The sequence below is a fragment of the Acinetobacter sp. ANC_7655 genome, from assembly GCF_056784015.1.
The window spans coordinates 1-23,414 of sequence record NZ_JBWYJB010000010.1 but is presented as its reverse complement, the minus strand read 5'-3'; the positions used below and the strand labels follow the sequence as shown (position 1 = coordinate 23,414).

Annotated in this window: 16 protein-coding genes; 5 read left to right on the top strand and 11 right to left on the bottom strand. The window is 39.5% G+C overall.

Annotated elements, in window-relative coordinates:
• Positions 1-157: 157 nt before the first annotated feature.
• From dnaJ to AC1M9N_RS10825, 4 genes are all read right to left on the bottom strand, one after another.
• Positions 158-1,273, bottom strand: a complete 1,116-nt coding sequence (dnaJ, locus tag AC1M9N_RS10840) for a molecular chaperone DnaJ (protein ID WP_481954739.1) — start codon at positions 1,271-1,273, stop codon at positions 158-160.
• 94 nt (positions 1,274-1,367) lie between these two features.
• The gene (locus AC1M9N_RS10835) at positions 1,368-1,745 is read right to left on the bottom strand and encodes a hypothetical protein (RefSeq protein ID WP_035268802.1); all 378 of its coding nucleotides are present in this window, start codon (positions 1,743-1,745) and stop codon (positions 1,368-1,370) included.
• Between the two features lie 135 nt (positions 1,746-1,880).
• On the bottom strand, positions 1,881-5,015 hold the full coding sequence (locus AC1M9N_RS10830; protein ID WP_481613482.1) for an efflux RND transporter permease subunit: 3,135 nt from the start codon (positions 5,013-5,015) through the stop codon (positions 1,881-1,883).
• A complete protein-coding gene (locus tag AC1M9N_RS10825) occupies positions 5,012-6,127 on the bottom strand; it encodes an efflux RND transporter periplasmic adaptor subunit (RefSeq protein ID WP_481954738.1) in 1,116 nt (371 codons plus the stop codon). The genes AC1M9N_RS10830 and AC1M9N_RS10825 overlap by 4 nt, the downstream gene beginning before the upstream one ends.
• A 142-nt stretch (positions 6,128-6,269) precedes the next feature.
• Between AC1M9N_RS10825 and AC1M9N_RS10820 the strand changes: the two genes are divergently transcribed.
• From AC1M9N_RS10820 to AC1M9N_RS10810, 3 genes are all read left to right on the top strand, one after another.
• On the top strand, positions 6,270-6,887 hold the full coding sequence (locus AC1M9N_RS10820) for a TetR/AcrR family transcriptional regulator (protein ID WP_481613483.1): 618 nt from the start codon (positions 6,270-6,272) through the stop codon (positions 6,885-6,887).
• A gap of 116 nt (positions 6,888-7,003) precedes the next feature.
• Positions 7,004-9,694 (top strand): phosphoenolpyruvate carboxylase, encoded by a 2,691-nt coding sequence (gene ppc, locus AC1M9N_RS10815; RefSeq protein WP_481593771.1) that lies wholly within the window; start codon positions 7,004-7,006, stop codon positions 9,692-9,694.
• A 303-nt stretch (positions 9,695-9,997) separates the two neighbouring features.
• Positions 9,998-11,293 (top strand): solute carrier family 23 protein, encoded by a 1,296-nt coding sequence (locus AC1M9N_RS10810; protein WP_481592128.1) that lies wholly within the window; start codon positions 9,998-10,000, stop codon positions 11,291-11,293.
• 69 nt (positions 11,294-11,362) lie between these two features.
• On the opposite strand, the gene AC1M9N_RS10805 is transcribed toward AC1M9N_RS10810, so the two are convergent.
• The 4 genes from AC1M9N_RS10805 to ilvD all read right to left on the bottom strand — a co-directional run bounded on the left by AC1M9N_RS10805 (position 11,363) and on the right by ilvD (position 16,916).
• A complete protein-coding gene (locus AC1M9N_RS10805; RefSeq protein ID WP_481589406.1) occupies positions 11,363-13,054 on the bottom strand; it encodes a putative bifunctional diguanylate cyclase/phosphodiesterase in 1,692 nt (563 codons plus the stop codon).
• Between the two features lie 171 nt (positions 13,055-13,225).
• On the bottom strand, positions 13,226-13,513 hold the full coding sequence (locus tag AC1M9N_RS10800) for a chorismate mutase (RefSeq protein ID WP_035270424.1): 288 nt from the start codon (positions 13,511-13,513) through the stop codon (positions 13,226-13,228).
• Positions 13,506-14,828 carry a hypothetical protein gene (locus AC1M9N_RS10795; protein ID WP_180028931.1) on the bottom strand — a complete coding sequence of 441 codons (1,323 nt, stop codon included), beginning with the start codon at positions 14,826-14,828 and terminating at the stop codon, positions 13,506-13,508. The genes AC1M9N_RS10800 and AC1M9N_RS10795 overlap by 8 nt, the downstream gene beginning before the upstream one ends.
• Positions 14,829-15,086: 258 nt before the next feature.
• The gene (ilvD, locus tag AC1M9N_RS10790) at positions 15,087-16,916 is read right to left on the bottom strand and encodes a dihydroxy-acid dehydratase (protein WP_081403313.1); all 1,830 of its coding nucleotides are present in this window, start codon (positions 16,914-16,916) and stop codon (positions 15,087-15,089) included.
• Between the two features lie 381 nt (positions 16,917-17,297).
• Here ilvD and fmt point away from each other — a divergent pair, with 381 nt between their 5' ends.
• Positions 17,298-18,260 (top strand): methionyl-tRNA formyltransferase, encoded by a 963-nt coding sequence (gene fmt / locus AC1M9N_RS10785; RefSeq protein ID WP_481587758.1) that lies wholly within the window; start codon positions 17,298-17,300, stop codon positions 18,258-18,260.
• Entirely contained in the window at positions 18,257-19,552 is a 1,296-nt protein-coding gene (gene rsmB, locus AC1M9N_RS10780) for a 16S rRNA (cytosine(967)-C(5))-methyltransferase RsmB (RefSeq protein ID WP_481587759.1), read from the top strand. The genes fmt and rsmB overlap by 4 nt, the downstream gene beginning before the upstream one ends.
• 93 nt (positions 19,553-19,645) lie before the next feature.
• Here rsmB and AC1M9N_RS10775 read toward each other — a convergent pair whose 3' ends face one another.
• The 3 genes from AC1M9N_RS10775 to AC1M9N_RS10765 form a co-directional block, all read right to left on the bottom strand.
• Positions 19,646-19,756, bottom strand: a complete 111-nt coding sequence (locus tag AC1M9N_RS10775) for a methionine/alanine import family NSS transporter small subunit (protein WP_081403317.1) — start codon at positions 19,754-19,756, stop codon at positions 19,646-19,648.
• A gap of 1 nt (position 19,757) precedes the next feature.
• Positions 19,758-21,242 carry a sodium-dependent transporter gene (locus AC1M9N_RS10770; RefSeq protein ID WP_481954737.1) on the bottom strand — a complete coding sequence of 495 codons (1,485 nt, stop codon included), beginning with the start codon at positions 21,240-21,242 and terminating at the stop codon, positions 19,758-19,760.
• A 371-nt stretch (positions 21,243-21,613) separates the two neighbouring features.
• The gene (locus AC1M9N_RS10765) at positions 21,614-23,065 is read right to left on the bottom strand and encodes an aldehyde dehydrogenase family protein (protein ID WP_481587761.1); all 1,452 of its coding nucleotides are present in this window, start codon (positions 23,063-23,065) and stop codon (positions 21,614-21,616) included.
• Between the last annotated feature and the right edge of the window lie 349 nt (positions 23,066-23,414).

The window sequence follows — 23,414 nt, the reverse complement described above, 5'->3', positions numbered from 1 at the left end:
TTAAAAGCTTAAACAAATAAGTCTCAACAACTTTTGAATACACCCATAAACTAAGAAATTATCTAATGGTAGTATCACTTACTTTGCTTTAAGCGTCTTAAGTATTTATAACTTAATAAAAACCCGACAATAATGTCGGGCTTTTATTTCATTCTGATCAGTCAAATAAACGATCGAAGAATGATTTCTTTTTAGGTGAAGATTTACTGTCCGCACCATCTAAAGATTCTTGTAACTCTTTTAAAAGTTCACGTTGACGTGCAGTTAAGTTGACTGGTGTTTCAATCACGATACGGCAAAGTAAATCACCTTGCATACTTGTGCGTACTGGTTTTACACCCTTGCCACGTAGACGGAACATTTTACCTGTTTGTGTTCCCTCAGGTACTTTCAAGTTCACACGACCATCAAGGGTTGGAATCTCAATTTCTTTACCCAATGCAGCATCAGCGATACTAATCGGCACATCCATATACAAGTCCGCGCCATCACGTTGGAAGATTTCATGTTCACGAACATTAACTTCTACGTATAGATCACCTGATTGACCATCACGAATCGCTTCACCTTTTCCAGTTAAACGAACGCGATCGCCATTATCTACGCCTGCAGGAATGGTAACTTCAAGTGTCTGTTGACGATCTTTAACACCTGAACCATGACAAGTGCCACAAGGATTTTTAATAATCTTACCTTGTCCGCGACAAGTGCTACACGTTTGCTGAACTGAGAAGAAACCTTGTTGCATACGGACCTGGCCAGCCCCGTGACAAGTTTTACAGGTTTCAACATCATTCGGGTTTTTAGAACCTTTACCATCACACACTTCACATGGTGCTGGCGCAGTAAAAGTGATTGTTTTCTTTACGCCACGTACAGCTTCTTCTAAGCTGAGCTCAAGCACATAACGTAAGTCTGAACCACGTCTTTGACGCTGTTGGCGACCGCCGCCACCAAACGCACCACCGAAAATGTCACCAAACTGACTAAAAATGTCTTCAGCGCTAAAACCGCCACCGAAACCACCGCCGCCGCCACCGAAGCCGCCTTCAAACGCATTATGTCCCATGCGGTCATACATGCTGCGTTTTTCACTATCAGATAAAACTTCATACGCTTCAGCAGCTTCTTTGAATTTTTCTTCTGCTTCAGCATTATCAGGGTTACGGTCTGGATGATATTTCATCGCCAACTTACGGTAGGCTTTTTTAATTTCATCATCACTAGCTGTTTTAGAAATCCCTAAAACCTCATAATAATCACGTTTAGCCATGTCTGGCGATGCTCCACAAAAAAATTTGATATGACTTCTCTGCGGAATATGTTGGGGTCATATTCCGAGATTACAAGTAAATTAAATCATTATTTTAAAAAGCGGCTTTTTTCTGGAGATATTTAACTAAGCCTTTAAGCCATGCATTTAGGAGAAATAGCCATGCAATTGTGGTAAAAATGACACCAATCACCGTACACCCTTTCACCCATAACACACTATCCCAATAGATAAAGCAGGCAGGAATAAACCAAAGAGCAGCAAATGCGGCCATCATCATGAATAGCACAACATTTCGTGCAATCCATAATGCTTGAGCATGGATCCAGACTTCAGCGTCTTGCGCTTGAGCCACTTTTTGCGCTAAAAAATAGGCGATTGCAGCACTGATACCAGTGAACAATGCAAGAAACATGAATACATAAGACATCGTAATTAATCGACGATGTCTTGTTAAATTGTCTCGCCCCATGGATGCTTTTTTATACCTCAACCGAGTGCACATTCAGTTTTTTTATGTACTCAGCCCACTGTGTTATTTTGTGTTAAAAACTAGGGACTACTATATTGAATTTTTCAATGCTTCGCACCTAGTATTCACATAAAACTACGCGGTTTTTGACTCTTTTTTTACTTTAAACCATGCCGCATAGAGTGCTGGCAAGAAGAACAGCGTTAATAATGTTGCGATAATGAGTCCACCCATAATTGCTACCGCCATTGGACCAAAGAAGATACTGCGTGAAAGCGGAATCATCGCCAACACAGCAGCCAATGCAGTCAAAATAATTGGACGGGCACGGCGTACTGTCGCTTCTAAAATCGCTTCCCATTGAGAATGACCCGCTTTGATATCTTGCTCGATCTGATCAATCAAGATAAGCGAATTACGCATAATCATTCCAGATAAAGCAATGGTACCTAGCATCGCCACAAACCCGAAAGGCTTATTGAATATTAACAGGAACAATACCACGCCAATTAAACCCAAAGGCGCGGTCAAGAAAACAATAAACGAACGTGAAATACTCTTGAGCTGAATCATGAGCAAGGTAAAGACCACAGCCAAAAATAACGGCATGCCAGCATTTACTGAAGTTTGCCCACGTGCAGATTCCTCCACAGTGCCTCCCACTTCTACCAGATAACCACTTGGAAGTTCGGCACGAATTTTCTCAATAGATTCAGTTAATTCACCAACCACAGTAGCTGGTTGGAGTTTAGTCCGAATATCTGCGCGTACAGTAATCGTCGGCAAACGGTTACGATGCCAAATCAGACCATCTTCAAACTTATATTGGATATTCGCAATCTGTGCCAATGGAACTGTTGTACCTTGACTCGTCGGTACAGCGAGACTTTGTAACGATGCTACATCAACACGTTCCGCTTGATCGCCACGTAAACGAATATCAATTAACTCCCGTTTCTCACGATACTGATTAATCGCAGCACCTGTTATTGAACTATTTAAGAAATTCGCCAAATCTAAGCTAGATACGCCTAACTGACGCGCACGATCTTGATCAATTTCAAGTGAAATAATTTTACTCGGCTCACCCCAATCTAAATGAACATTGGCGGTATTTGGATTTTCACTGATTGCTTGTGACACTAATTGTGCTCGTTGGCGGACAGTATTTAAATCTTCACCAGAAACACGGTATTGAATTGGATAACCGACTGGTGGCCCATTTTCCAATAGCGATACACGTGTCCGTACTTCAGGCAATAACTTACTAATTTCTTCACTCAGATTCTTTCTAATCTCATCTCGCTCATCTAATGAGGAAGCCAAAACCACAAATTGTGCAAAACTCGCCTGAGGCAATTGTTGATCAAGTGGTAAATAGAAACGTGGAGAACCTGTACCAACATAAGCGACGTAATTATCGATCCCTTTTTGAGTCGACAAGAATTTTTCTACTTTTTTAACCGCATTTTCTGTCGCTGTTAGAGAAGCACCTTCCTCTAGTTTTAGATCCACTAATATTTCAGCACGGTTTGATGGTGGGAAAAATTGTTGTGGAACAAATTTAAACATCAAAATTGACAAGACAAATATCGCAACCGTCGCAGCAATGACGGTTTTACGATAAGTAATACATAACTCAACCCAAGATCTAAATTTTTGATACATCTTAGTTTGATATGGATCGTGATGCTCACCATGGTGTTGAACGACGGGTTGTGGCTCTGGTTGTTGACGTAATCTTGCCCATAAGCGTTGATACCACGGAGCTTTCTGATTCATTTGATTAAAATCAGGCAGTAATTTGTCACCTAAATAAGGAACAAACAGTACCGCTGCAAACCATGACACCACTAAAGCAATGGTTACAACTTGGAAGATTGAGCGAGTATATTCACCTGTGCTCGACGCAGCAGTGGCAATCGGCAAGAATCCAGCTGCAGTGATCAGCGTCCCCGTTAACATTGGAAATGCGGTCGACTTCCAAGCAAAACCTGCGGCTTTTAATCTGCTATATCCTTGTTCCATTTTAATGGCCATCATTTCAACTGCAATGATGGCGTCATCAACCAAAAGTCCAAGTGCTAAAATTAACGCGCCTAAAGAAATCTTGTGCAGTCCAACATCAAAGAAATTCATGCCTGCGAACGTCATTGCCAAGACCAAGGGAATAGAGAAAGCGACCACTAATCCTGTACGGAAACCTAAAGAGAAGAAGCTGACCAATAAGACAATAATCACGGCCTCTGCGAGCACTTTGATAAATTCGTGAATACTGCGTTGCACCGCTACAGGCTGATCTGAAACTTTTTTAAGTTCCATCCCTAAAGGTAAAGTTTGTTGTAGATCATTAAAGGTCTTTTCTAGATTTTTCCCTAGCGCAATGATATCACCACCCTTACGCATAGACACCGCAATACCAATACCATTTTTGCCCATAAAGCGCATACGTGGTTGAGCTGGCTCACTAAAGCCACGGTAAACTTCAGCCACATCGCCCAATTGAATGGTCTTATCACCAACCAGTAATGGCATGTTCTTGAGATCTTCGACTGATTTCAATTGTCCGCTGACACGCACTTGAATACGATCTGAGCTTGTTTCAAAGAAACCTGCGCTCGCCATGGTATTTTGTTTTTGTAGTGCTTCTTGAATTGCAGAAACTGGAATACCCAATTGAGCGGTTTTCGTATTTGAAATTTCTATCCAAATTTTTTGATCTTGCAAGCCGACTAAATCAACTTTCCCGACATCTTGCACACGTTGTAGTTGCAGCTGTAAGCGATCGGCATATTCCTTCATCACAGCATAATCAAAATCATCACCCGTTAAGACATAAATATTCCCAAAGGTGTCACCAAATTCATCGTTAAAGAATGGACCTTGAACACCGCTAGGAAGTTGGTGTTTGATATCTCCAATTTTTTTTCTAACCTGATACCAAACATTCGGTAATTCATGGGAACGCAGCGAGTCTTTGGCAACAAAGGTCACCATTGATTCACCAGGACGAGAATAGGCTGCAATACGATCATAGAGCCCCGTACTCATTAATTCTTTTTCAATGCGATCAGTTACTTGTAATGAAACTTCTTCCGCTGTCGCACCTGGCCAATAGGTTTGAACCACCATTACTTTGAAACTAAATGGAGGGTCTTCACTTTGTGATAGTTTTGAGTAGGAATAAACACCCAATATTCCCATCAAAATCATGAAATAAAGGATCAGTCCCTTATTTTTTAACGCCCATTCTGACAAGTTAAAGTTCATATTTTCGCTCCAACTTGTCCTGCTTTTACATTGACTGCACGGTTTTGACGGTCAATCGGATTAATTTTTTGTTTATCTCGCAGTAAGTGTACACCGCCAACCACGATCCAATCAGAAGCTTTTAAACCTTGGGTCACAGGTACCGTATCACGACCATAAGCACCTATTTGAACATTCACCTTACGGATACTGTGATCTGGATTCACAACCCAAACATAAGGCTGATCTTCTGTTGCAGATACACTGGTCAAAGGAACATTAATCACATTTGAACTGGTATTTGAAAAAAATACTCGCGCACTTTGTCCAAGTTGAATTGCTGAACGCCCTTCAGTCAAAGCAACTTTGATACTAAATGTTCTAGATTGGTCGGCAGCAGGTGAAATTTCACGCACATATGCGGCGAAACGCTCCTCTGGTTTTGACCATAGCGTAACCCAAGCTTTTTGACCTGTTTTAATTTCTGATACTGCTTGTTCTGGCACACCAATCACCACTTCACGATCACCATCTATCGCCAGTTGATATGCTGCCTGCCCTGCTGCGATCACTTGACCAACTTCAATACTACGCTCAGTGATGACGCCATTTTTATTGGCAATGAGTTGGTTATATCCCGTCTGATTACTACTCACTGCATAATTTGATTGTGCCTGTTTTAAATTTGACATGGCCGATTTATATTGATTTTCTACGGCATCATATTGCGAACGACTCACCGCATTAATAGGTAATAACTGCTTAAAGCGTTTGTATTCTTCTTCGGCAATTTTGGCTGCAGATTGCGCGCTTTCTAACTGAGCTTTTGAAGCATTTAACTGCAGTTGAGCATCTTTCACATCTAATTTTGCTAAGACTTGCCCGACTTTGACTCGATCCCCTACATCAACATAGCGTTCAGTAATTTGTCCTCCAACACGGAAAGCCAATGCCGTTTGCTGTCTCGCCTGAACTTCTCCTGCATAACTTTTCAGTTCATCTTGGGAAGTATTCGGCTGGGCAACCATCACAAATGGAATTTGTTCCTCTGTGGGTTTATCCTTACTACACGCGGTGAGTATCACGCTACAAATGAGCATTAGACTGTATGTGGCAAATTTTTGAAGACTCATGTGCACTGCTCTTATGTCAATTTTTAGGCAAATCAAATTAGGGATATTAATTTGATTATTTTTTAATTAATATACCGCATGGTACAGTAATTAAAAATCATTTTTCAAGGTATGACCTAAACTGTTTTTTTTGGATTTTTTTGTGCAAATGAATATTGGACGTCCTAAGGATTTAGTTAAAAAGAAACAAATATTAGAGGCAGCTAAACGTTTGTTTCTAAAACAGGGCTTTCATGGTTCAAGCATGAATCAAATTGCCAAAGAAGCTGGCGTGACTAAACTGACGGTGTATAACCATTTTCAAGATAAAGAATCGTTATTTACCTATGCAATTGCAGAAACGTGCGAAGAATCAATCAATGCTCGGCGAATCCAATTACACCCTGAATCCAATTTTTTAGAAGACTTCTATCAGGTGTGTAGTTTAGCGCTGCAAATTGTCAATCTTCCTGAAGCCATTAAGCTTGAGCATTTATTATTAGAATTGGCAGCAGAGCAAAATCCTTTGGCTGAACCTTTTTATAATGCATCTCATAAGCGGTTATTTGTGGTTTGGACTGATTTTTTTGCTCAAGCGATTGAGCACGGATTTATCCAGAAAGATGATGCTGAAAAGCAAACACATTTGCTCCTTTCTTTACTCTTAGGGCATCGACATCATGAAGTATTGTTAGGTGTTCGTCAGGTTCCCAATGAAGCAGAATGTGATGAAATTATTCATCAAGCCATCGAATTATTTATGCTGAAATACAAAAAATAGCTCTCTCCATTCTTAAATGGCGTATTTTTCACCTAATTTTCTTTAAATTATTTTGCAATCGCTTGGCATGTCATGAATAAGCGGTATAGTCAAAAGAACAAGAAAAGGAGAAAAAAATGATTCAACAAATTGATGCTCCATTACGTGAAGACGTACGCTTACTCGGTAATCTTTTAGGAGAGACTTTAAAAGAACAAGCTGGACAAGATTTGTTTAATCAAGTTGAACAAATTCGTGCACTCGCGAAAGGTGCACGTGATGGTGATAGCGAAGCTGAAAAACAATTAGAAAGTTTATTTTTAAGTTTAAAAGATGATGAGATTCTTCCACTGACACGCGCTTTTTCACATTTTCTGAACTTTGCCAATATTGCAGAACAATATCATGTGGTACGTAGCCGTCGCCAAAATGAGTTTGATGAAAACGGTGCTGCAGCAAATGTCCTTATTCCCCTTTTTGAAAAATTTCAACAACAGCTGATTTCAGCGGAAACCCTTTATCAACAAATTTGTGAGCTAAATATTGAGCTTGTACTCACCGCACATCCTACGGAAGTTAGTCGTCGCACCTTGATCCAAAAATATGATGGGATCAACGAGTGTTTATCTAAGTTTGATCAGCAAAAGCTGACCCCCAAACAGCGCGCTCAAGTTCTTTCTGAATTAAAACAATTGGTTTGTTCAGCATGGCAAACCGATGAAATTCGCCAACATCGTCCAACCCCAATTGATGAAGCAAAATGGGGTTTTACTACCATTGAGCAAACTTTATGGAACGCTATTCCTAAGTTTGTCCGTGAATTGAATCAATTGGTTCAAGAGCATTGTTCTCAAGCTTTACCTTTAGATATTGCACCTGTGCGGTTTGCATCTTGGATGGGTGGTGACCGAGATGGAAACCCAAATGTCACACACAAAGTGACTCAAGAAGTTTTATGGTTATCTCGATGGAAAGCCGCGGATCTCTACCTCCGAGATATTGAAGATTTACGTTGGGAGCTTTCTGTTCAGGCGTGCAGTGATGAACTAAAGACTGCCTTAGGTCAGCCTCATCCAGAGCCTTATCGTGAATATTTAAGAACAACACGTGAACGCTTAAAAATTACAAGAGAATGGCTCACTGCAAAATTACAAGGTCAACATTCTGATGTGGATCGTAGCCAGATTATTCATCACAAAGATGAGTTGTTGCAGCCATTATTGTTATGTTATCGCTCATTAGTCGATTCAAACCTTTCCGGTATTGCTCAAGGAAAGTTACTCGATTTTATTTATCGCGTGAATTGTTTCGGTATTGAGTTATTAAAACTAGATATTCGCCAAGAGTCAGGTCGTCATCGTCAAGCAATTTCAGCGATTACTGAGTATCTTGGACTTGGCAATTTTGAGACATGGACTGAACAAGCCCGTCAAAACTTCTTATTACAAGAACTGCAAAGCAAACGCCCTTTACTTCCTAAACATCTTAATGAATCTGCTCAAAGTCTTATTGAGCATCCTGATGTTCAAGAAGTATTCGCTACCATGCGAACTTTGGCAGAACAACCTGCTGAGAGTCTAGGTGCTTATATTATTTCAATGGCGGAATATCCAAGTGACGTTTTGGCGGTTCTATTACTCCAAAAAGAAGCAGGTATTAAGCAACCTCTGCGTGTAGTTCCATTATTTGAAACGTTAAAAGATTTAGATGGCGCAGCTTCGACCATGAATACTTTATTCAGTATGCATTGGTACAAACAACATATTCAAAACAAGCACGAGGTCATGATTGGTTACTCTGACTCAGCAAAAGATGCAGGTTTCATGTCTGCGAATTGGGCTCAGTACCGTGCACAAGAAGAGTTAACAGCTATTGCCAAACAACATGGTATACAACTCACTTTGTTCCATGGTCGTGGTGGCTCAATTAGTCGTGGTGGTGCTCCAACCCAACAAGCACTATTTTCACAACCACCTGGCTCAATCTCAGGTGCAATCCGTGTGACCGAACAAGGCGAAATGATCCGATTCAAATTTGGATTAGAAGAAATCGCACTGCAAAATTTAGAAATTTATACCGCAGCTACCTTAGAAGCGACTTTACTCCCACCACCAGAACCCAAGGCAGCATGGCGCGAGTTGATGCACAAGATGACGGAACTCTCTGTGAATGTTTACCGTCAAACAGTCCGCGAAAACCCTCATTTTGTCCAATACTTAAGAACCGTGACGCCAGAGCTTGAATTACAGATGCTACCTTTGGGTTCAAGACCAGCGAAACGAAAAATCAGCGGTGGTATTGAATCCTTACGTGCAATTCCATGGGTATTTGCATGGACTCAAATTCGATTAATGCTTCCAGCATGGTTAGGTACTGGTGCAGCCATCAATCAAGTCATTTCAGAAGGTCACAAAGCTGAGCTAGATGAAATGTTAGAACAATGGCCTTATTTCCAAACTTTAATTGATATGTTGGAGATGGTGCTATCTAAATCAGATAGCAATGTCGCATTGTATTATGAATCTCATCTCACCCAAGATGAAAATCTTAAAGTATTGGGTGCGGAACTACGCCAACGCTTACATGACGCAGTACAAACTTTATTGGCAATGAAAGGTGAATCTAAATTACTCAGTTCTAATGAAGTTCTTGATCAAGCCATGAAGATTCGTAAACCCTATCTTCTTCCATTACACCTGTTACAAGCAGAACTCATGAAAAGACGTCGCGAATATTTAGCTGAACGAACTGTCGAACAAACTGAGGTTGACCATGCATTAATGGTAAGTATTGCAGGTATTGCTGCTGGATTACGTAATACGGGTTGATTTCACGACTGCCTATGCTCAAGTACCTTTATGGGCTTGAGCAATTTAGAGACTTTATTCTAATTTTCAGTAATGACAACGAAGCACCTATAAATTTTTTACTCAATATGGATATAGATTTTTTTGATATAGCTGAATTGCAATAGGCTGATTTTACTTTATTTTTAAAACATATTTTTTTTACCGATGGGTAAAAATTCAATAAAAGTCAGACCATTAGTTTTAATAATTTTGCAAGAAACAGATGATTTCTCATAAAACAGGCGTATGATGTGCACAATTTAACTATTGAGTGCTCACTTTATGACCAGTTGGTTTCCTAAATGGCGTCCCTTTACGGATGATATTGATACGCGTCCTGTTGGCACGACCGAATATTTACCTCCTGCGCAAAGTGTAGTTCTTGGCATTCAACATGCTTTTGCCATGTTTGGTGCGACAGTTTTAGCACCATTATTAATGGGTTTTGATCCTAATCTTGCCATATTAATGTCAGGTATTTGTACCCTGTTATTTTTCCTCATCACTGGCGGTCGAGTGCCCAGTTATTTAGGCTCAAGCTTTGCTTTTATTGGTGTAGTCATCGCGGCAACGGGATATGCCGGTGCTGGAGCAAATGCGAATATTGCATTAGCTGCTGGGGGAATTATTACCTGTGGTGTACTTTATGCCTTAATTGGTTTTCTGGTGATGGCAACAGGTACTCGATGGATTGAAAAGCTCATGCCTCCTGTCGTAACAGGTTCTGTGGTCATGATCATCGGTCTGCATCTTGCACCGGTAACGGTAAAAAGTGTCGCGGGTAATCCATTTAATATGTGGATGGCATTGATTACTGTCATTTGTATGGCTTCAATTGCAGTATTCACCAAAGGGATGCTACAACGCCTACTTTTACTTGTGGGTTTGGTGCTGTCTTATATCGTATACTTTGTTATTACGAATATCATGGGTTACGGTACTCCAATTAACTTCACGCCGATTACACAAGCTGCATGGTTTGGTCTGCCTAACTTTCATGCTCCTGAGTTCAGTATGAACGCGATGCTCATCATTGCTCCTGTAGCTTTAATTTTAGTGGCTGAAAACTTAGGTCACATCAAAGCAGTCTCTGCCATGACTGGTGAAAATCTAGACCCACATATTGGTAAAGCGTTTGTAGCCGATGGTGTTGCAACATCATTAGCCGGTGGTGTAGGTGCTCCAGGCATGACCACTTATGGGGAAAATATTGGCGTGATGGCTGTGACACGTGTCTATTCCACGATTATTTTTGCCATCGCAGGTGTATTCGCAATTTTCCTTGGCTTATCACCAAAATTTGGTGCAATTATTCAAACCATTCCAACTGCGATTCTTGCAGGTGCATCAATTGTGGTGTTTGGTTTAATTACCATCGCTGGTGCTAAAATTTGGATCGAACATCGTGTCGATTTCTCTAAAAATAAAAACCTCATGATTGCTGCGATCACGCTGATCTTAGGTACTGGTGACTTTGCGCTTCAATTTGGTAGCTTCAATTTAGGTGGTATTGGAACGGCTACCTTTGCTGCATTATTCCTGAATTGGTTCTTTAGCTTAGGTGGAAAGTCTAACTAAAAATCTATCGCATATAAAAAAAGAGAGCTTAATGCTCTCTTTTTTAATTTTTTATTCTAATTAAGTATTTTAAGATTTTTTTTCAATGGGTTTAGGTCGACCAAAATAATAGCCTTGAAACGTATTACAACCATTTTCTTTTAGAACTTGGAACTGCTCTTCAGTTTCTACACCCTCTGCCACCACATTCAGATCAAGAATTTGTGCTAAATCAATAATCGTTTTCACAATAGCAATATCACGTGGATTACCGACAATATTTTCTACAAATGAACGATCAATTTTGAGTTGATCCAGTGGAAGCATTTTGAGGTAATTCAATGAAGAATATCCTGTTCCAAAATCATCCATAGAGAATCTTAATCCACGCTCGATGAGCTTTTTCATTTTCTCAATTGAGTTATGCATATCGGTATAGAACATGCTTTCAGTGAGTTCTAAACGTAATAATGTTGGATCAATTCCTGCTTCATCAATAATCCGAAGCACATTTTTATCAAAGTCAGTCTTACGGAATTGTTCGACACTAATATTGACTGAAATCGTCCAGTTTGAAGATTCTGGGTATTGGCTCCAATCTTTTAACTGTTGGCATGCTAATACTAATACACGATTACCAACATCATGTATGAGATCAGTTTTCTCCACTTCTTCAATAAATCGACCTGGTAAAATTAAACCGTGTTCAGGATGACTCCAACGTAGCAAAGCCTCATACCCGATCACTTCCTCTTCGCGATTTACTAAAATCTGATAATAAAGTTGGAACTCATCTCGTAATAAAGCTAATCTTAAATCATTTAATAAAGCAGCTTTAGCAATAACACTTTGTTCCATTTCAGGATCAAAAACACATATGCAGTTTTTACCATTTTCTTTAGCTTGATACAGCGCCATGTCGGCGTACTTAAGCAACTCATTTTTTGGCAATTTTGAATTACGGAAAATAAAAATTCCGATACTAGAGCTAGTATGAATTTTATTATCCTTTAATACGAAAGGCTCATTTAATGCAGCACGAACTTTATCAGCGATTTGCATCACTGCTTGATTAGCAATCGTTTCATCTGGATCTAAATCTGAAAGAATAATTAAAAACTCGTCTCCACCAAGACGGACAATTGCATTCTGCTGTGCCACACACTCCATAAGACGCACCGAGACCATTTTGAGTAGGTCATCTCCACGATCGTGTCCTAACGTGTCATTAATATTTTTGAAGTTATCCAAATCCAACATCATGAGTGCACTATGTGTACCATTTTGTTTACATGATTCAATCACCGCCAACATGCGTTCTTGCATAAAACGGCGGTTAGGCAATCCCGTTAATTCATCATGTAATGCCATATAACGTGCATGGTCTTCGGAATTTTTTAGCTGTGTGATATCAGTTCGAATGGAGATATAGTTTTGTAAAACGCCATTATTATCTTTAAGCGGCACAATCGTGGTTTCAACCCAATATAAAGAACCATTTTTAGCTCGGTTACAAATTTCGCCTTTCCAAATTTCTCCACTCGAAATGGCTTTCCACATATATTTAAAAAAACTTCTCGGGTGATAGCCTGAATTAATAATTTTATGTGTTGATCCGACCAGTTCTTCATAAGAATACTGCGAGATATTACAAAACTTCTCATTGACATGAGTAATGACACCACGTGCATCTGTTATGGCTACAATTGAATGTGCATCAATGGCTACTTTGTAGTTTTCAAGATCCTTGACTATTTTTTCTAATTGTAACTGGGTATCCATAGCGCCTTCGACCGTCAGTCTAAAAAGTGATGTATCCAAATGTTAACTTAATATTATTTTTTGTAACACTAAGCTTTGTTGAACCAGTTCACAAATCGGCTATATATTTTGTAAATTTCAATGAATAAAAGAGGAAACTAAGTTCCTCATTCTTATTAAGAATTCCGACTGTTATGGTCGTATTTCTTTTAACTCTCTTTGAATAAAGTGTTGAATCATCTCTCGATATATTTTTTCCATGAGTAATGGATCCACACCATTTTTTGTAGCCAATTCACGTATTTTTTCAATCACTATTTCAACACGTTCAGGTGACTGTACATCTTGGATAGTTCTTTTAAATCGCACTGCCTGATCTACGTAATATTGGCGTAAACCAATTAATTCTGTTATGGCTTGATCAATTGAATCTATTTGTGCTCGAGCTTGCTGAAGGGTTTCGCATTTTTCTTTATTGATTTTCAATTGATTCGGTATCCCTGTGTTCAGATTCATTTTCACTTTTGTACTTTTGTTCTAACACATTACTGAAAATACTTTCAATCATCCATACACGATATAAGCTATTAAACACATAACTCTTTCCATCGATACGAAGCTCAAGCACTGGTAAATCAGGTTGTGATTTCATCTCACAGAGTAATTGATTTTCTTCCAGCTTTTGACTGATCGACTCTTCAGTGAGCGTCGTGATATTCAAGCTCTGTTTTAAGGCTTGAATATGAGGTCGATACGATAGATCTTTACCTTTACTCCATACAGCCTGCAAGATTTCATACATTGCATCAAGGCGTTGATCCTCAGGCACACTGTAAAACAATCGTGCTATTTCATATGTCGCCTGCTGAGTCGGTCGGCAAAACGGCGTAAATTTTACTTCTGTTCGTTTAGATAAACGCGTTGCCAAACTCCAATCAAATAAATCTCGTCCCTGATATTGCAATGGATAAACGGTAAGTTGGATATCGTAATAATCGGCAAGTTCCTCTTTAATATAAGCTAATAATAACCAAGAGATCGGATCTTCTAATGCAATATAGAGGTCCAACTCAGGATTCATTGCCTGAATCTCAGATAATTCCTCAGCATCATTCATTAGGTGTTCCCGCCACTCAATATGATTGATGAGAAAAATAGGATTACCGGTCAAGAGTCTTTGTTGTTTTAAACGGCGGGTCAATCTTAATAAATCATCTACCGCATGATACCGACGATTACCGAGCTCAAAAAAGCTTGCTAAAACTGGCGTGTGATCAAAAGTTCGCTCAGCGATTTGTTGTTCTTTTCGATGTCGACTGGCCATGACATACAAAGTACGTAATTTTCCATACTGCTGTTGCCACAACATATGGAAGACATCTTCCAATAAATAGAGAAAATTTTCACCTGTTAATGGGGTATTTCGTAAAATCGTTTCTGCCTGTTGAATCGCTTCAGCACTTGGTATTTCAGGCTTTTCATTATCGAATCCGAAACGATGCTGGTACGCTAAAATTTGGGCATCACGTAGACTGTAATCTTGCCACTCTTCAGGACTCATATCATTTGGAGCTTCAGCAGCAGTATCTGAGATAACAATTTTTAAAGGCTTAATCTCATCTTTTAAAATGTCATTTAATTGTGCCAATTGCTGGACTGCAAGATAACTATACACATCATCTAAACGAAGATAGATCGTTAAACCCTGCTCAGTTGACAAGACCTCTTGACGATTTGGTTTCTGATAAAACCAACTCGATCGTAGCGGATCAAACCAACGGCGTAACAATGACATGAGATGTGCCTCAGATGATTTTACTGGTAAATTATGTGCTCAAAGTATCGAATTCATCGCTTTTTTTAAAACTAAAAAAGTTTGAACGCGAGCAAAACTTATATCAAGACAAAGAGAATTGATCAATATTTATGACCTTTCTATCAAATATTGTCATTAATGTAATTGACGCTTTCAGATGAAATTCAAACTTTTAGTGATTAAAAAAGCATCCCGAAGGATGCTTTTTAATCATGATTGATCTAGTTTATAAGCAGATTAGATATCACGTACCGCACCTTTTGCAGCACTTGTTGCATGCATTGCATACGCTTTCAGTGCTTTAGATACTTTACGTGGACGCTCTTTCGCAGGCTTCCAACCTTTAGCTTCTTGTACTTCACGGCGCGCAGCCAATACATCATCAGCAACTGCTAAGTGAATCGTACGGTTTGGAATATCAATTTCGATACGGTCGCCATCTTCAACTAAAGCAATTGCACCGCCTTCAGCCGCTTCTGGAGACACGTGACCAATTGAAAGACCTGATGAACCACCCGAGAAACGACCATCAGTCACAAGCGCACAGTCTTTACCTAAGCCTTTTGATTTTAAGTAGCTTGTTGGATACAGCATTTCTTGCATACCCGGACCACCTTGTGGACCTTCGTAACGAATCAGAACCACGTCACCTGCTACGATTTTGCCGCCTAAGATTGCTTCTACTGCATCATCTTGGCTTTCAAATACGCGTGCTGTACCGTTGAATTTCAGAATCGAGTCATCTACACCAGCCGTTTTTACGATACAACCATCAAGTGCGATGTTACCGTAAAGGACTGCTAAACCGCCGTCTTTAGAGAAAGCATGTTCTGCATTACGAATCACGCCATTTTCACGGTCGCCATCAAGACGTGTGTAGTAACGGTCTTGTGAGAATGCTGTTTGTGTTGGTACACCGCCCGGTGCTGATTTATAGAAGTTATATACCTCTTCATTTTCAGTACGAATAATGTCCCACTTATCTAATGCGTCTTTTAATGTTTTTTCGTGTACGGTTGGTACAGAAGTATCTAACAAACCTGCACGGTCTAGTTCGCCAAGGATCGACATGATACCGCCTGCACGGTGGACATCTTCCATGTGAACATTTTTAACCGCAGGTGCAACTTTACACAGTACAGGCACTTTACGTGATAAACGATCGATATCGTCCATTGTAAAATCAACTTCTGCTTCATGCGCAGCCGCTAATAAGTGAAGTACTGTATTGGTAGAACCACCCATCGCGATATCTAAAGTCATGGCATTTTCATAAGCAGCTTTAGGGGCAATGTTGCGTGGTAATACGCTGTAATCATTTTGTTCGTAATGGCGTTTTGTGATTTCAACAATCAACTGACCCGCACGCTCAAATAGTTTTTTACGGTTGGCATGCGTTGCAAGTGTTGAACCATTACCCGGTAATGATAAACCTAATGCTTCTGTCAAACAATTCATTGAGTTTGCAGTAAACATTCCTGAACATGAACCACAAGTTGGACATGCAGAACGTTCGTATGCTTTTACTTCTTCATCTGTGTAGTTGTCATCTGCAGCAACAATCATGGCATCCACAAGGTCAATTGCTTGTTCACCACCACGAATTTGGACTTTACCAGCTTCCATTGGACCGCCTGAAACAAACACAACAGGAATGTTTAAGCGCATTGCCGCCATCAACATTCCCGGTGTGATTTTGTCGCAGTTCGAGATACAAACCATTGCATCTGCACAGTGTGCATTGACCATGTATTCAACTGAGTCAGCAATCAAGTCACGCGATGGTAATGAATACAACATTCCGTCGTGACCCATTGCAATACCGTCGTCTACTGCGATTGTATTAAATTCTTTAGCTACACCACCCGCTTGTTCAATCTGACGTGCAACAAGCTGACCTAAGTCTTTAAGATGCACATGACCCGGTACGAATTGTGTGAATGAGTTGACTACTGCAATAATTGGTTTGCCAAAATCTTCGTCTTTCATTCCAGTTGCACGCCATAAGCCACGTGCACCCGCCATATTTCTTCCGTGTGTTGATGTTTTCGAACGATAGTCAGGCATTTTTATTTCCAACTTAAGCTGAGCTCGATGAATATGTATTCAATCTGGCTAAATGATACTGAAATATAAGGCTAAATCAGTTGAACCTTACTTCTATTATGACAGCTTTCTGATTAACAGTTAACCATTGCTTGCAATTGTTCGTATAGGTCTGATTTGCCCTCAACGATCTAAATCGATGTAAGAGATGTGATCTACTATAAACCCTTATCTGAAATCGTAATACAAAACTTTCATGAATCTTTTTTTAAAAATACATAAATTTTATTAATCACACCTTAAGCACAAAATGCACATGAAAACGTTTCAAATTACGACCTTATTTGGGCGAAAATCGCTTTTGGCATATAATGTTCTTTATATTGTTTTGGAAGTGTCTGAGTGAAAATCATCTTTGCGGGAACCCCTGAATTTGCAGCGAGTGCATTAGCAGCTTTGCTAAAGACTTCTCATGAAATTGTTGCTGTGTATACGCAGCCAGACCGTAAAGCAGGACGTGGACAAAAACTGACAGCGTCAGCGGTAAAGCAATTGGCGCTTGAGCACAATATTCCTGTTTACCAACCTTTACATTTTAAATCGTCGACTGAGGAAGGTTTGGCTGCTCAAGCTGAACTCAAGTCTTTCAATGCTGATGTGATGGTGGTCGCAGCATACGGTTTAATCTTGCCTCAAGTCGTTTTGGATACACCTAAATACGGCTGCTTGAATATTCATGGTTCCTTATTGCCTCGCTGGCGAGGTGCAGCCCCTATTCAACGTGCTATCGCGACAGGTGATACTGAAACAGGTATTACGATCATGAAAATGGCAGCTGGTCTAGACACTGGTGACATGATGTTTAAAACGATGTGTCCTATTACGGCTGAAGATACTTCCGCAACCTTACATGATAAACTGGCTCAACAAGGAGCTGAAGCCACTCTCGCTGTTTTAGAAAGTGAAGACACTTTAAAGCATTATTTAGATACACGTGAAGTTCAAGATGAATCACTTACAGTGTATGCTCATAAACTGTCGAAGGCTGAAGCTCAAATTAACTGGGCAAATGATGCTGTGACGATTGATCGTAATATCCGTGCTTTCAATCCTTGGCCCGTAGCTTTCACACCTATTGATGAATCCAACAATTTACGCATTTGGAATTCGAAACTTTCTCCACTCACTCCATCAACTCAACAAATCGGTGAAATCATCGCTGTCGATCAGGATGGTGTTCACGTTGTGTGTGGTGATCATCAAGTGATTTGCCTCACTCAACTTCAGTGGCCAGGCGGTAAAGCGCTCAATGCTGCACAAATTCTACAAAGTCAAAAATTGCAGCCAGGACAGATCTTCGCATGAGCCAACAATCTTCTCATTTAAATTTACGCGGACATGTGATTAAAACATTACTGGCCGTTCAGAATGGGCAATCCCTCACCTCTGTTCTTTCCCAACATCTTTCATTGGTTGGTGAGCGTGATCGGGCCTTATTTCATGAATTGACTTTAGGCACTTTACGCCAATGGCATGCACTTAAAGCAATTACTCTCCCTCTTCTGACTAAACCGCTCAACAATGAAACCGTTGAAAGCTGCCTATATTTAGGTTTATATCAACTGCTTTGCACGCGTATTCCAGCACATGCGGCTATCTCAGAAACGGTAACAGCCACCAAACAACTTGGTTTTGAAGCTTTAAGTGGCGTCGTGAATGCGATTCTACGTCGTGTTTCACGTGAAACTGAAGAATTCGGCGAAGCATTAGACCAAGCCCATGGTTTACCTAGTTGGCTATTTAAACGCTTGAAAAAAGATTGGCCAGAGCATCTTCAAATGCTTTCAGCTGAGCTTAAACTGGCTGCGCCTTTGACACTACGTGTAAATGAACGACAAGTAAGCCGTGAGGAATATTTAGATATTCTTGATGAAGAAGGGATTGATGCTCATCCATGTGAATGGTCCGATGTAGGCATTATCTTAGATCAATCCGTGCATATTCCTCACCTCCCTGGCTTTGAAGAAGGTGGTTTTTCTGTTCAGGATGAACATGCTCAACTTTGCGCGACCTTGTTGCCGAATCTTGATGATAAGATCGTAATTGATGCATGTGCGGCTCCAGGTGGAAAAACAGCACATATTTTAGAGTGTTATCGTCCTAAAAAGCTGTATGCGATCGATCACGACACAAAGCGTTTAAGCCGCGTAAGTGAAAACTTAGAGCGTCTTGCACTTAATCAGTATGCTCCAGTGGAAATACTCACTGCTGATGCTACGGTATGGTCTGCACCTGAACAGGCTGACTGTATTATTCTTGATGCACCGTGTTCTGCTATTGGAGTTGTACGACGTCATCCAGATATTCGTTTACTTCGCCAATCTACCGATATTCAACAAACGGTTGAACTTCAAAAACAAATTCTGAATCACATGTGGCTACAACTCAAAGTTGGCGGATCAATGCTTTATATTACATGCTCGATTTTGAAAGCTGAAAATGAACACCAAATGATTGATTTCTTCAACACGCATGCAGATGCTCAAGAAATCAAATTAAATGTAAATTGGGGAATTGAACAAATCCACGGCCGTCAGTTATTGCCACAACAAGGTCATGGTGATGGATTCTATTATTGTTTAATTCAAAAGATTTAATGCTATTTTTTAAGATAGTTTATTTCTAATTTACCGACATATAAAAAAGCCATGACTCGTGTCATGGCTTTTTTAATATTGATCTGAAGTAGTTTAATCTTCAAGCTCATCTGGGTTTTTTGCCAAATGAATCATGGCTAAAATAAGACCACCCCATAACAGCACTGTTGAGATAATAAGCATCATTAAAGCAGAAGTATTCATCTTATTTCTCCTCAGGTCCATTGTCTTTTAGACGACTAAAAACAACCGCACAGAATACAAAGATTGCAACTACACCGCCACCAATTGGCAATAGAATCTCAATTGGATAACCGCCATAACCTTCAGTAAATATTGACTTCAAGGTCATCAATAGCGCAGCTAACAATGAGATTGGCGTAACTACAGTCAACATGAAGTTCCAACCAGCACCTAGCTTAATACTAGCATATTGATTTACATGCTCTTGAAGTTGCTTTAACAACGGTCGACGGAACCATGACACCAATATGATTGATAATAAGCCACCCGCGACAATACCAATATTATTGGCAAAGTAATCGATAATATCGACAAACGTAATCGCGCTGTGAGTTGAGAACAATAAAGTTGAAACAATTGCTGAACCACCTGCAATAATTGTCACAGCCTTCTTACGAGACCATCCTAACTTGTCTTGGAAACCTGCGATTGGAACTTGAAGAATACTGACCATGGATGTAATCCCTGCAACTGTTAAAGATGCAAAGAACAAGAAGCCAAATAAGTCTCCGCCAGCCCCCATGCTTGAAATGATTTTAGGGAAAGCGATAAAAGCTAAACCAATACCACCAGATACAACATCGTCAACTGAAGCACCCGCACTGTAGGCCATGAAACCTAATGCTGCAAATACCCCAATACCAGCTAAAATTTCAAAAGATGAATTTGCAAGAGCAACGACTAGTCCAGAACCAGTTAAATTCGTTTTTTTCTTCAAATACGAAGCGTAGGTCAACATAATCCCGAAACCAACGGATAACGAGAAAAAGATATGGCCAAATGCAGCTAACCACACTTTATAGTTGCCCATTGCTTCCCAGTTTGGTGTAAAGAATGCATTTAAACCTTGGACAGCACCTGGTAAACGAATAGCTTGAATCACGAGAATCGTAAATAAAACCACCAATAATGGCATAAAGATCTTATTCGACAATTCCACGCCTTTCTTCACCCCACCATACAGGATGAACATAACGATCGCCCAAACGACAACCAAACCTATAAATAAGGTCGGAACAAATCCAAATGCTAAGCCTTCGCCATTCTGAAGATAGGTGGTGAAAAAGAATTTTTCTGTATCACTTCCCCACTGTTGACCAAATGAGTAGAACATATAACTACCCGCCCATGACAATACACTGGCATAGTAAATACCAATAATTAATGTCACAGCGACTTGCCACCAACCCAATGATTCACCATTCATCAACTTCTTGTAAGCTGTAGGTGGGGCCTTACGGTATTTATGTCCAACTGCATAATCTAAAAATAAAAGTGGAAGACCGGCAGCAAAAATTGCAACCAGATAAGGGATTAAAAATGCCCCGCCACCATTTTCATATGCGACATAGGGAAAACGCCAAATATTGCCTAAACCTACTGCAGAACCAATAGCTGCAATAATAAAACCTGATCTGGCGCTCCAATTTTCACGTGAAGCTGTCATATAGTACCTAATCCGTAAATGGGTACACGCTTACTGCTATTGTTGATGTTATCTCGCAAGTAATTGCATACCATTAAAATTTTGTTGTTTGAATCAGAAACGGCCTTTTGAGCATTTTTTTCGAATTACAAACCACCCCTTATTTAATATTCTTGGTTAAAGAAAGATGAAATAAAGGATGTTTAATGAATCAACAATAGCGCTTTTAATCAGATTTTTCTGTAATTAATTCAGGAAAAAACTGTGTTTCATCATTTTTTTATTCTTATTGATTAATTTTTAACTCAATATGTTTATTTTTAAATCACAGCGTTAATCTAAACTAAATAATTTAAAAGGAGCGTTATGCTCCTTTTAACATAAATAATAATTTATCCTTGTTTAATCACAAGCAATCGCTCTTCTTGCATATCTCGAATTGCTGATTGAATCCCTTCTCGACCTAGACCTGAATCTTTAACACCACCATAAGGCATGTTATCCACACGGAATGATGGAATATCATTAATGATGACACCACCTACATGTAAATGATTCCACGCATACATCATTTTATTCAGACTTTGTGTATAAACGCCAGCTTGCAGACCAAATCGACTTTGATTAATTGTAGCAATGCCTTTTTCAAAATCTTTATACTTCTCTAGAATAGCTACTGGCCCAAAAGCTTCATCTTTATAAATTTCTAAAGACGTATCAACATTTTCTAGCAATATTGGATCAAATAAAGCCCCTTTTACCTGACCTTCGACTAAAACTTTGGCGCCTTTCTTTACCGCTTTATCGACCCATTTTTTAAGCCTTTTAGCTTCTCCCTCCTTGATCATAGGGCCACATAAGGTCAAGTCTGAATTTGGATCGCTCGCTTTGATTTTTTTAATTTTGGAAATTAATTTCTTCTTTAAATCAGTATAAATATTTTCATGGACTAAAATTCTTTGGACACTAATACAAACTTGACCTGCATGGTTATAAGCTCCCCCAATAAGACGATCAATTAACACATCAGATATTTCAGTATCAGGTTCAATTAAAACAGCAGCATTTCCACCAAGCTCTAAGGTGACTTTTTTTCGACCAGCACGTGCTTTCATATCCCAACCGACTTCATCCGATCCAGTAAAACTGAGTAATTTGAATCGGTCATCGGTTACCAAGATATCTGCCTGTTCGCGAGGACAAGGTAAAACTGAAAATGCACCTTGAGGTAAATCAGTTTCAGCCAACACTTCTGCAATTTTTAGAGCAGAAACTGGTGTAAGTGACGCAGGTTTCAGTACGAAAGGACACCCTGCTGCAATTGCAGGTGCAATTTTATGAGCAGTTAAATTAAGTGGAAAATTAAAAGGACTAATTAATGATATAGCACCAATCGGAACATGTTTAATCATACCTGTGTAACCCTGTGCAGCAGCTGTTACAGCCAATGGCATTAAACGCCCATCGTCCATTTGTGTAACAGCATCAGCAGCGATTTGAAAGGTATTTATAAGACGCTCAACTTCAGCCTGAGCTGCTTTTAATGGCTTTCCACCCTCTGCAATCAAAATTGCAGTTAATTCCTCTCTCATTTCGCTAAAGCGTTTGACACAATGTAATAAAATCTTTTGCTTTTGAAATGGTTCTAATTTTGCCATCGCCTGTTCTGCATCAATTGCAGATTGGATTGCTTTTTCTAAAGTATTTGCATCTGCTAAGGCTACTCGGGCAAATATTTTTTGGCTAAATTTATCTTTTACTTCAAGCCATTGACCTGTTTGGGATGCTTTAGAGGCAACATAAAGAGAATAATCACACTCAATTTTTTTTTCTGAATTGGTCATCACGTATCCTTAAATATATTCGGATTTAAAACTTTTAAATTGACTATATCATGACCTCTCAAGCAACTTCTGTTCATGAGTAATTAAGTAATATATTTTTCACTCTTACTTTTTATTATGTAAATGCCTCTATTGCATCTCGCATGCATTTTAGTCACTCATTATTTAAAGCATTAAAAGACAACCACGACCAATTGATTAGGCGATCATTTTTCTATGTACACAGGTGTACCAATAGAAACTAATCATACTTTATGAATTTGAGCATCAGATGGATAAGAGAGGTTGCTATAACTGTTCAACACATAAAATTTATCGTCTATATGATTATTTATTTCAATTTTTCCAC

Bases quoted from the DNA above. Each gene is read 5' to 3' on its own strand.
- ilvD (WP_081403313.1), bottom strand. From the start codon at position 16,916: ATGCCTGACTATCGTTCGAAAACATCAACACACGGAAGAAATATGGCG.
- AC1M9N_RS10825 (WP_481954738.1), bottom strand. From the start codon at position 6,127: ATGAGTCTTCAAAAATTTGCCACATACAGTCTAATGCTCATTTGTAGC.
- AC1M9N_RS10835 (WP_035268802.1), bottom strand. From the start codon at position 1,745: ATGGGGCGAGACAATTTAACAAGACATCGTCGATTAATTACGATGTCT.
- AC1M9N_RS10765 (WP_481587761.1), bottom strand. From the start codon at position 23,065: ATGACCAATTCAGAAAAAAAAATTGAGTGTGATTATTCTCTTTATGTT.
- AC1M9N_RS10795 (WP_180028931.1), bottom strand. From the start codon at position 14,828: ATGTCATTGTTACGCCGTTGGTTTGATCCGCTACGATCGAGTTGGTTT.
- ppc (WP_481593771.1), top strand. From the start codon at position 7,004: ATGATTCAACAAATTGATGCTCCATTACGTGAAGACGTACGCTTACTC.
- AC1M9N_RS10810 (WP_481592128.1), top strand. From the start codon at position 9,998: ATGACCAGTTGGTTTCCTAAATGGCGTCCCTTTACGGATGATATTGAT.
- AC1M9N_RS10830 (WP_481613482.1), bottom strand. From the start codon at position 5,015: ATGAACTTTAACTTGTCAGAATGGGCGTTAAAAAATAAGGGACTGATC.
- dnaJ (WP_481954739.1), bottom strand. From the start codon at position 1,273: ATGGCTAAACGTGATTATTATGAGGTTTTAGGGATTTCTAAAACAGCT.
- AC1M9N_RS10770 (WP_481954737.1), bottom strand. From the start codon at position 21,242: ATGACAGCTTCACGTGAAAATTGGAGCGCCAGATCAGGTTTTATTATT.
- AC1M9N_RS10805 (WP_481589406.1), bottom strand. From the start codon at position 13,054: ATGGATACCCAGTTACAATTAGAAAAAATAGTCAAGGATCTTGAAAAC.
- AC1M9N_RS10775 (WP_081403317.1), bottom strand. From the start codon at position 19,756: ATGAATACTTCTGCTTTAATGATGCTTATTATCTCAACAGTGCTGTTA.
- rsmB (WP_481587759.1), top strand. From the start codon at position 18,257: ATGAGCCAACAATCTTCTCATTTAAATTTACGCGGACATGTGATTAAA.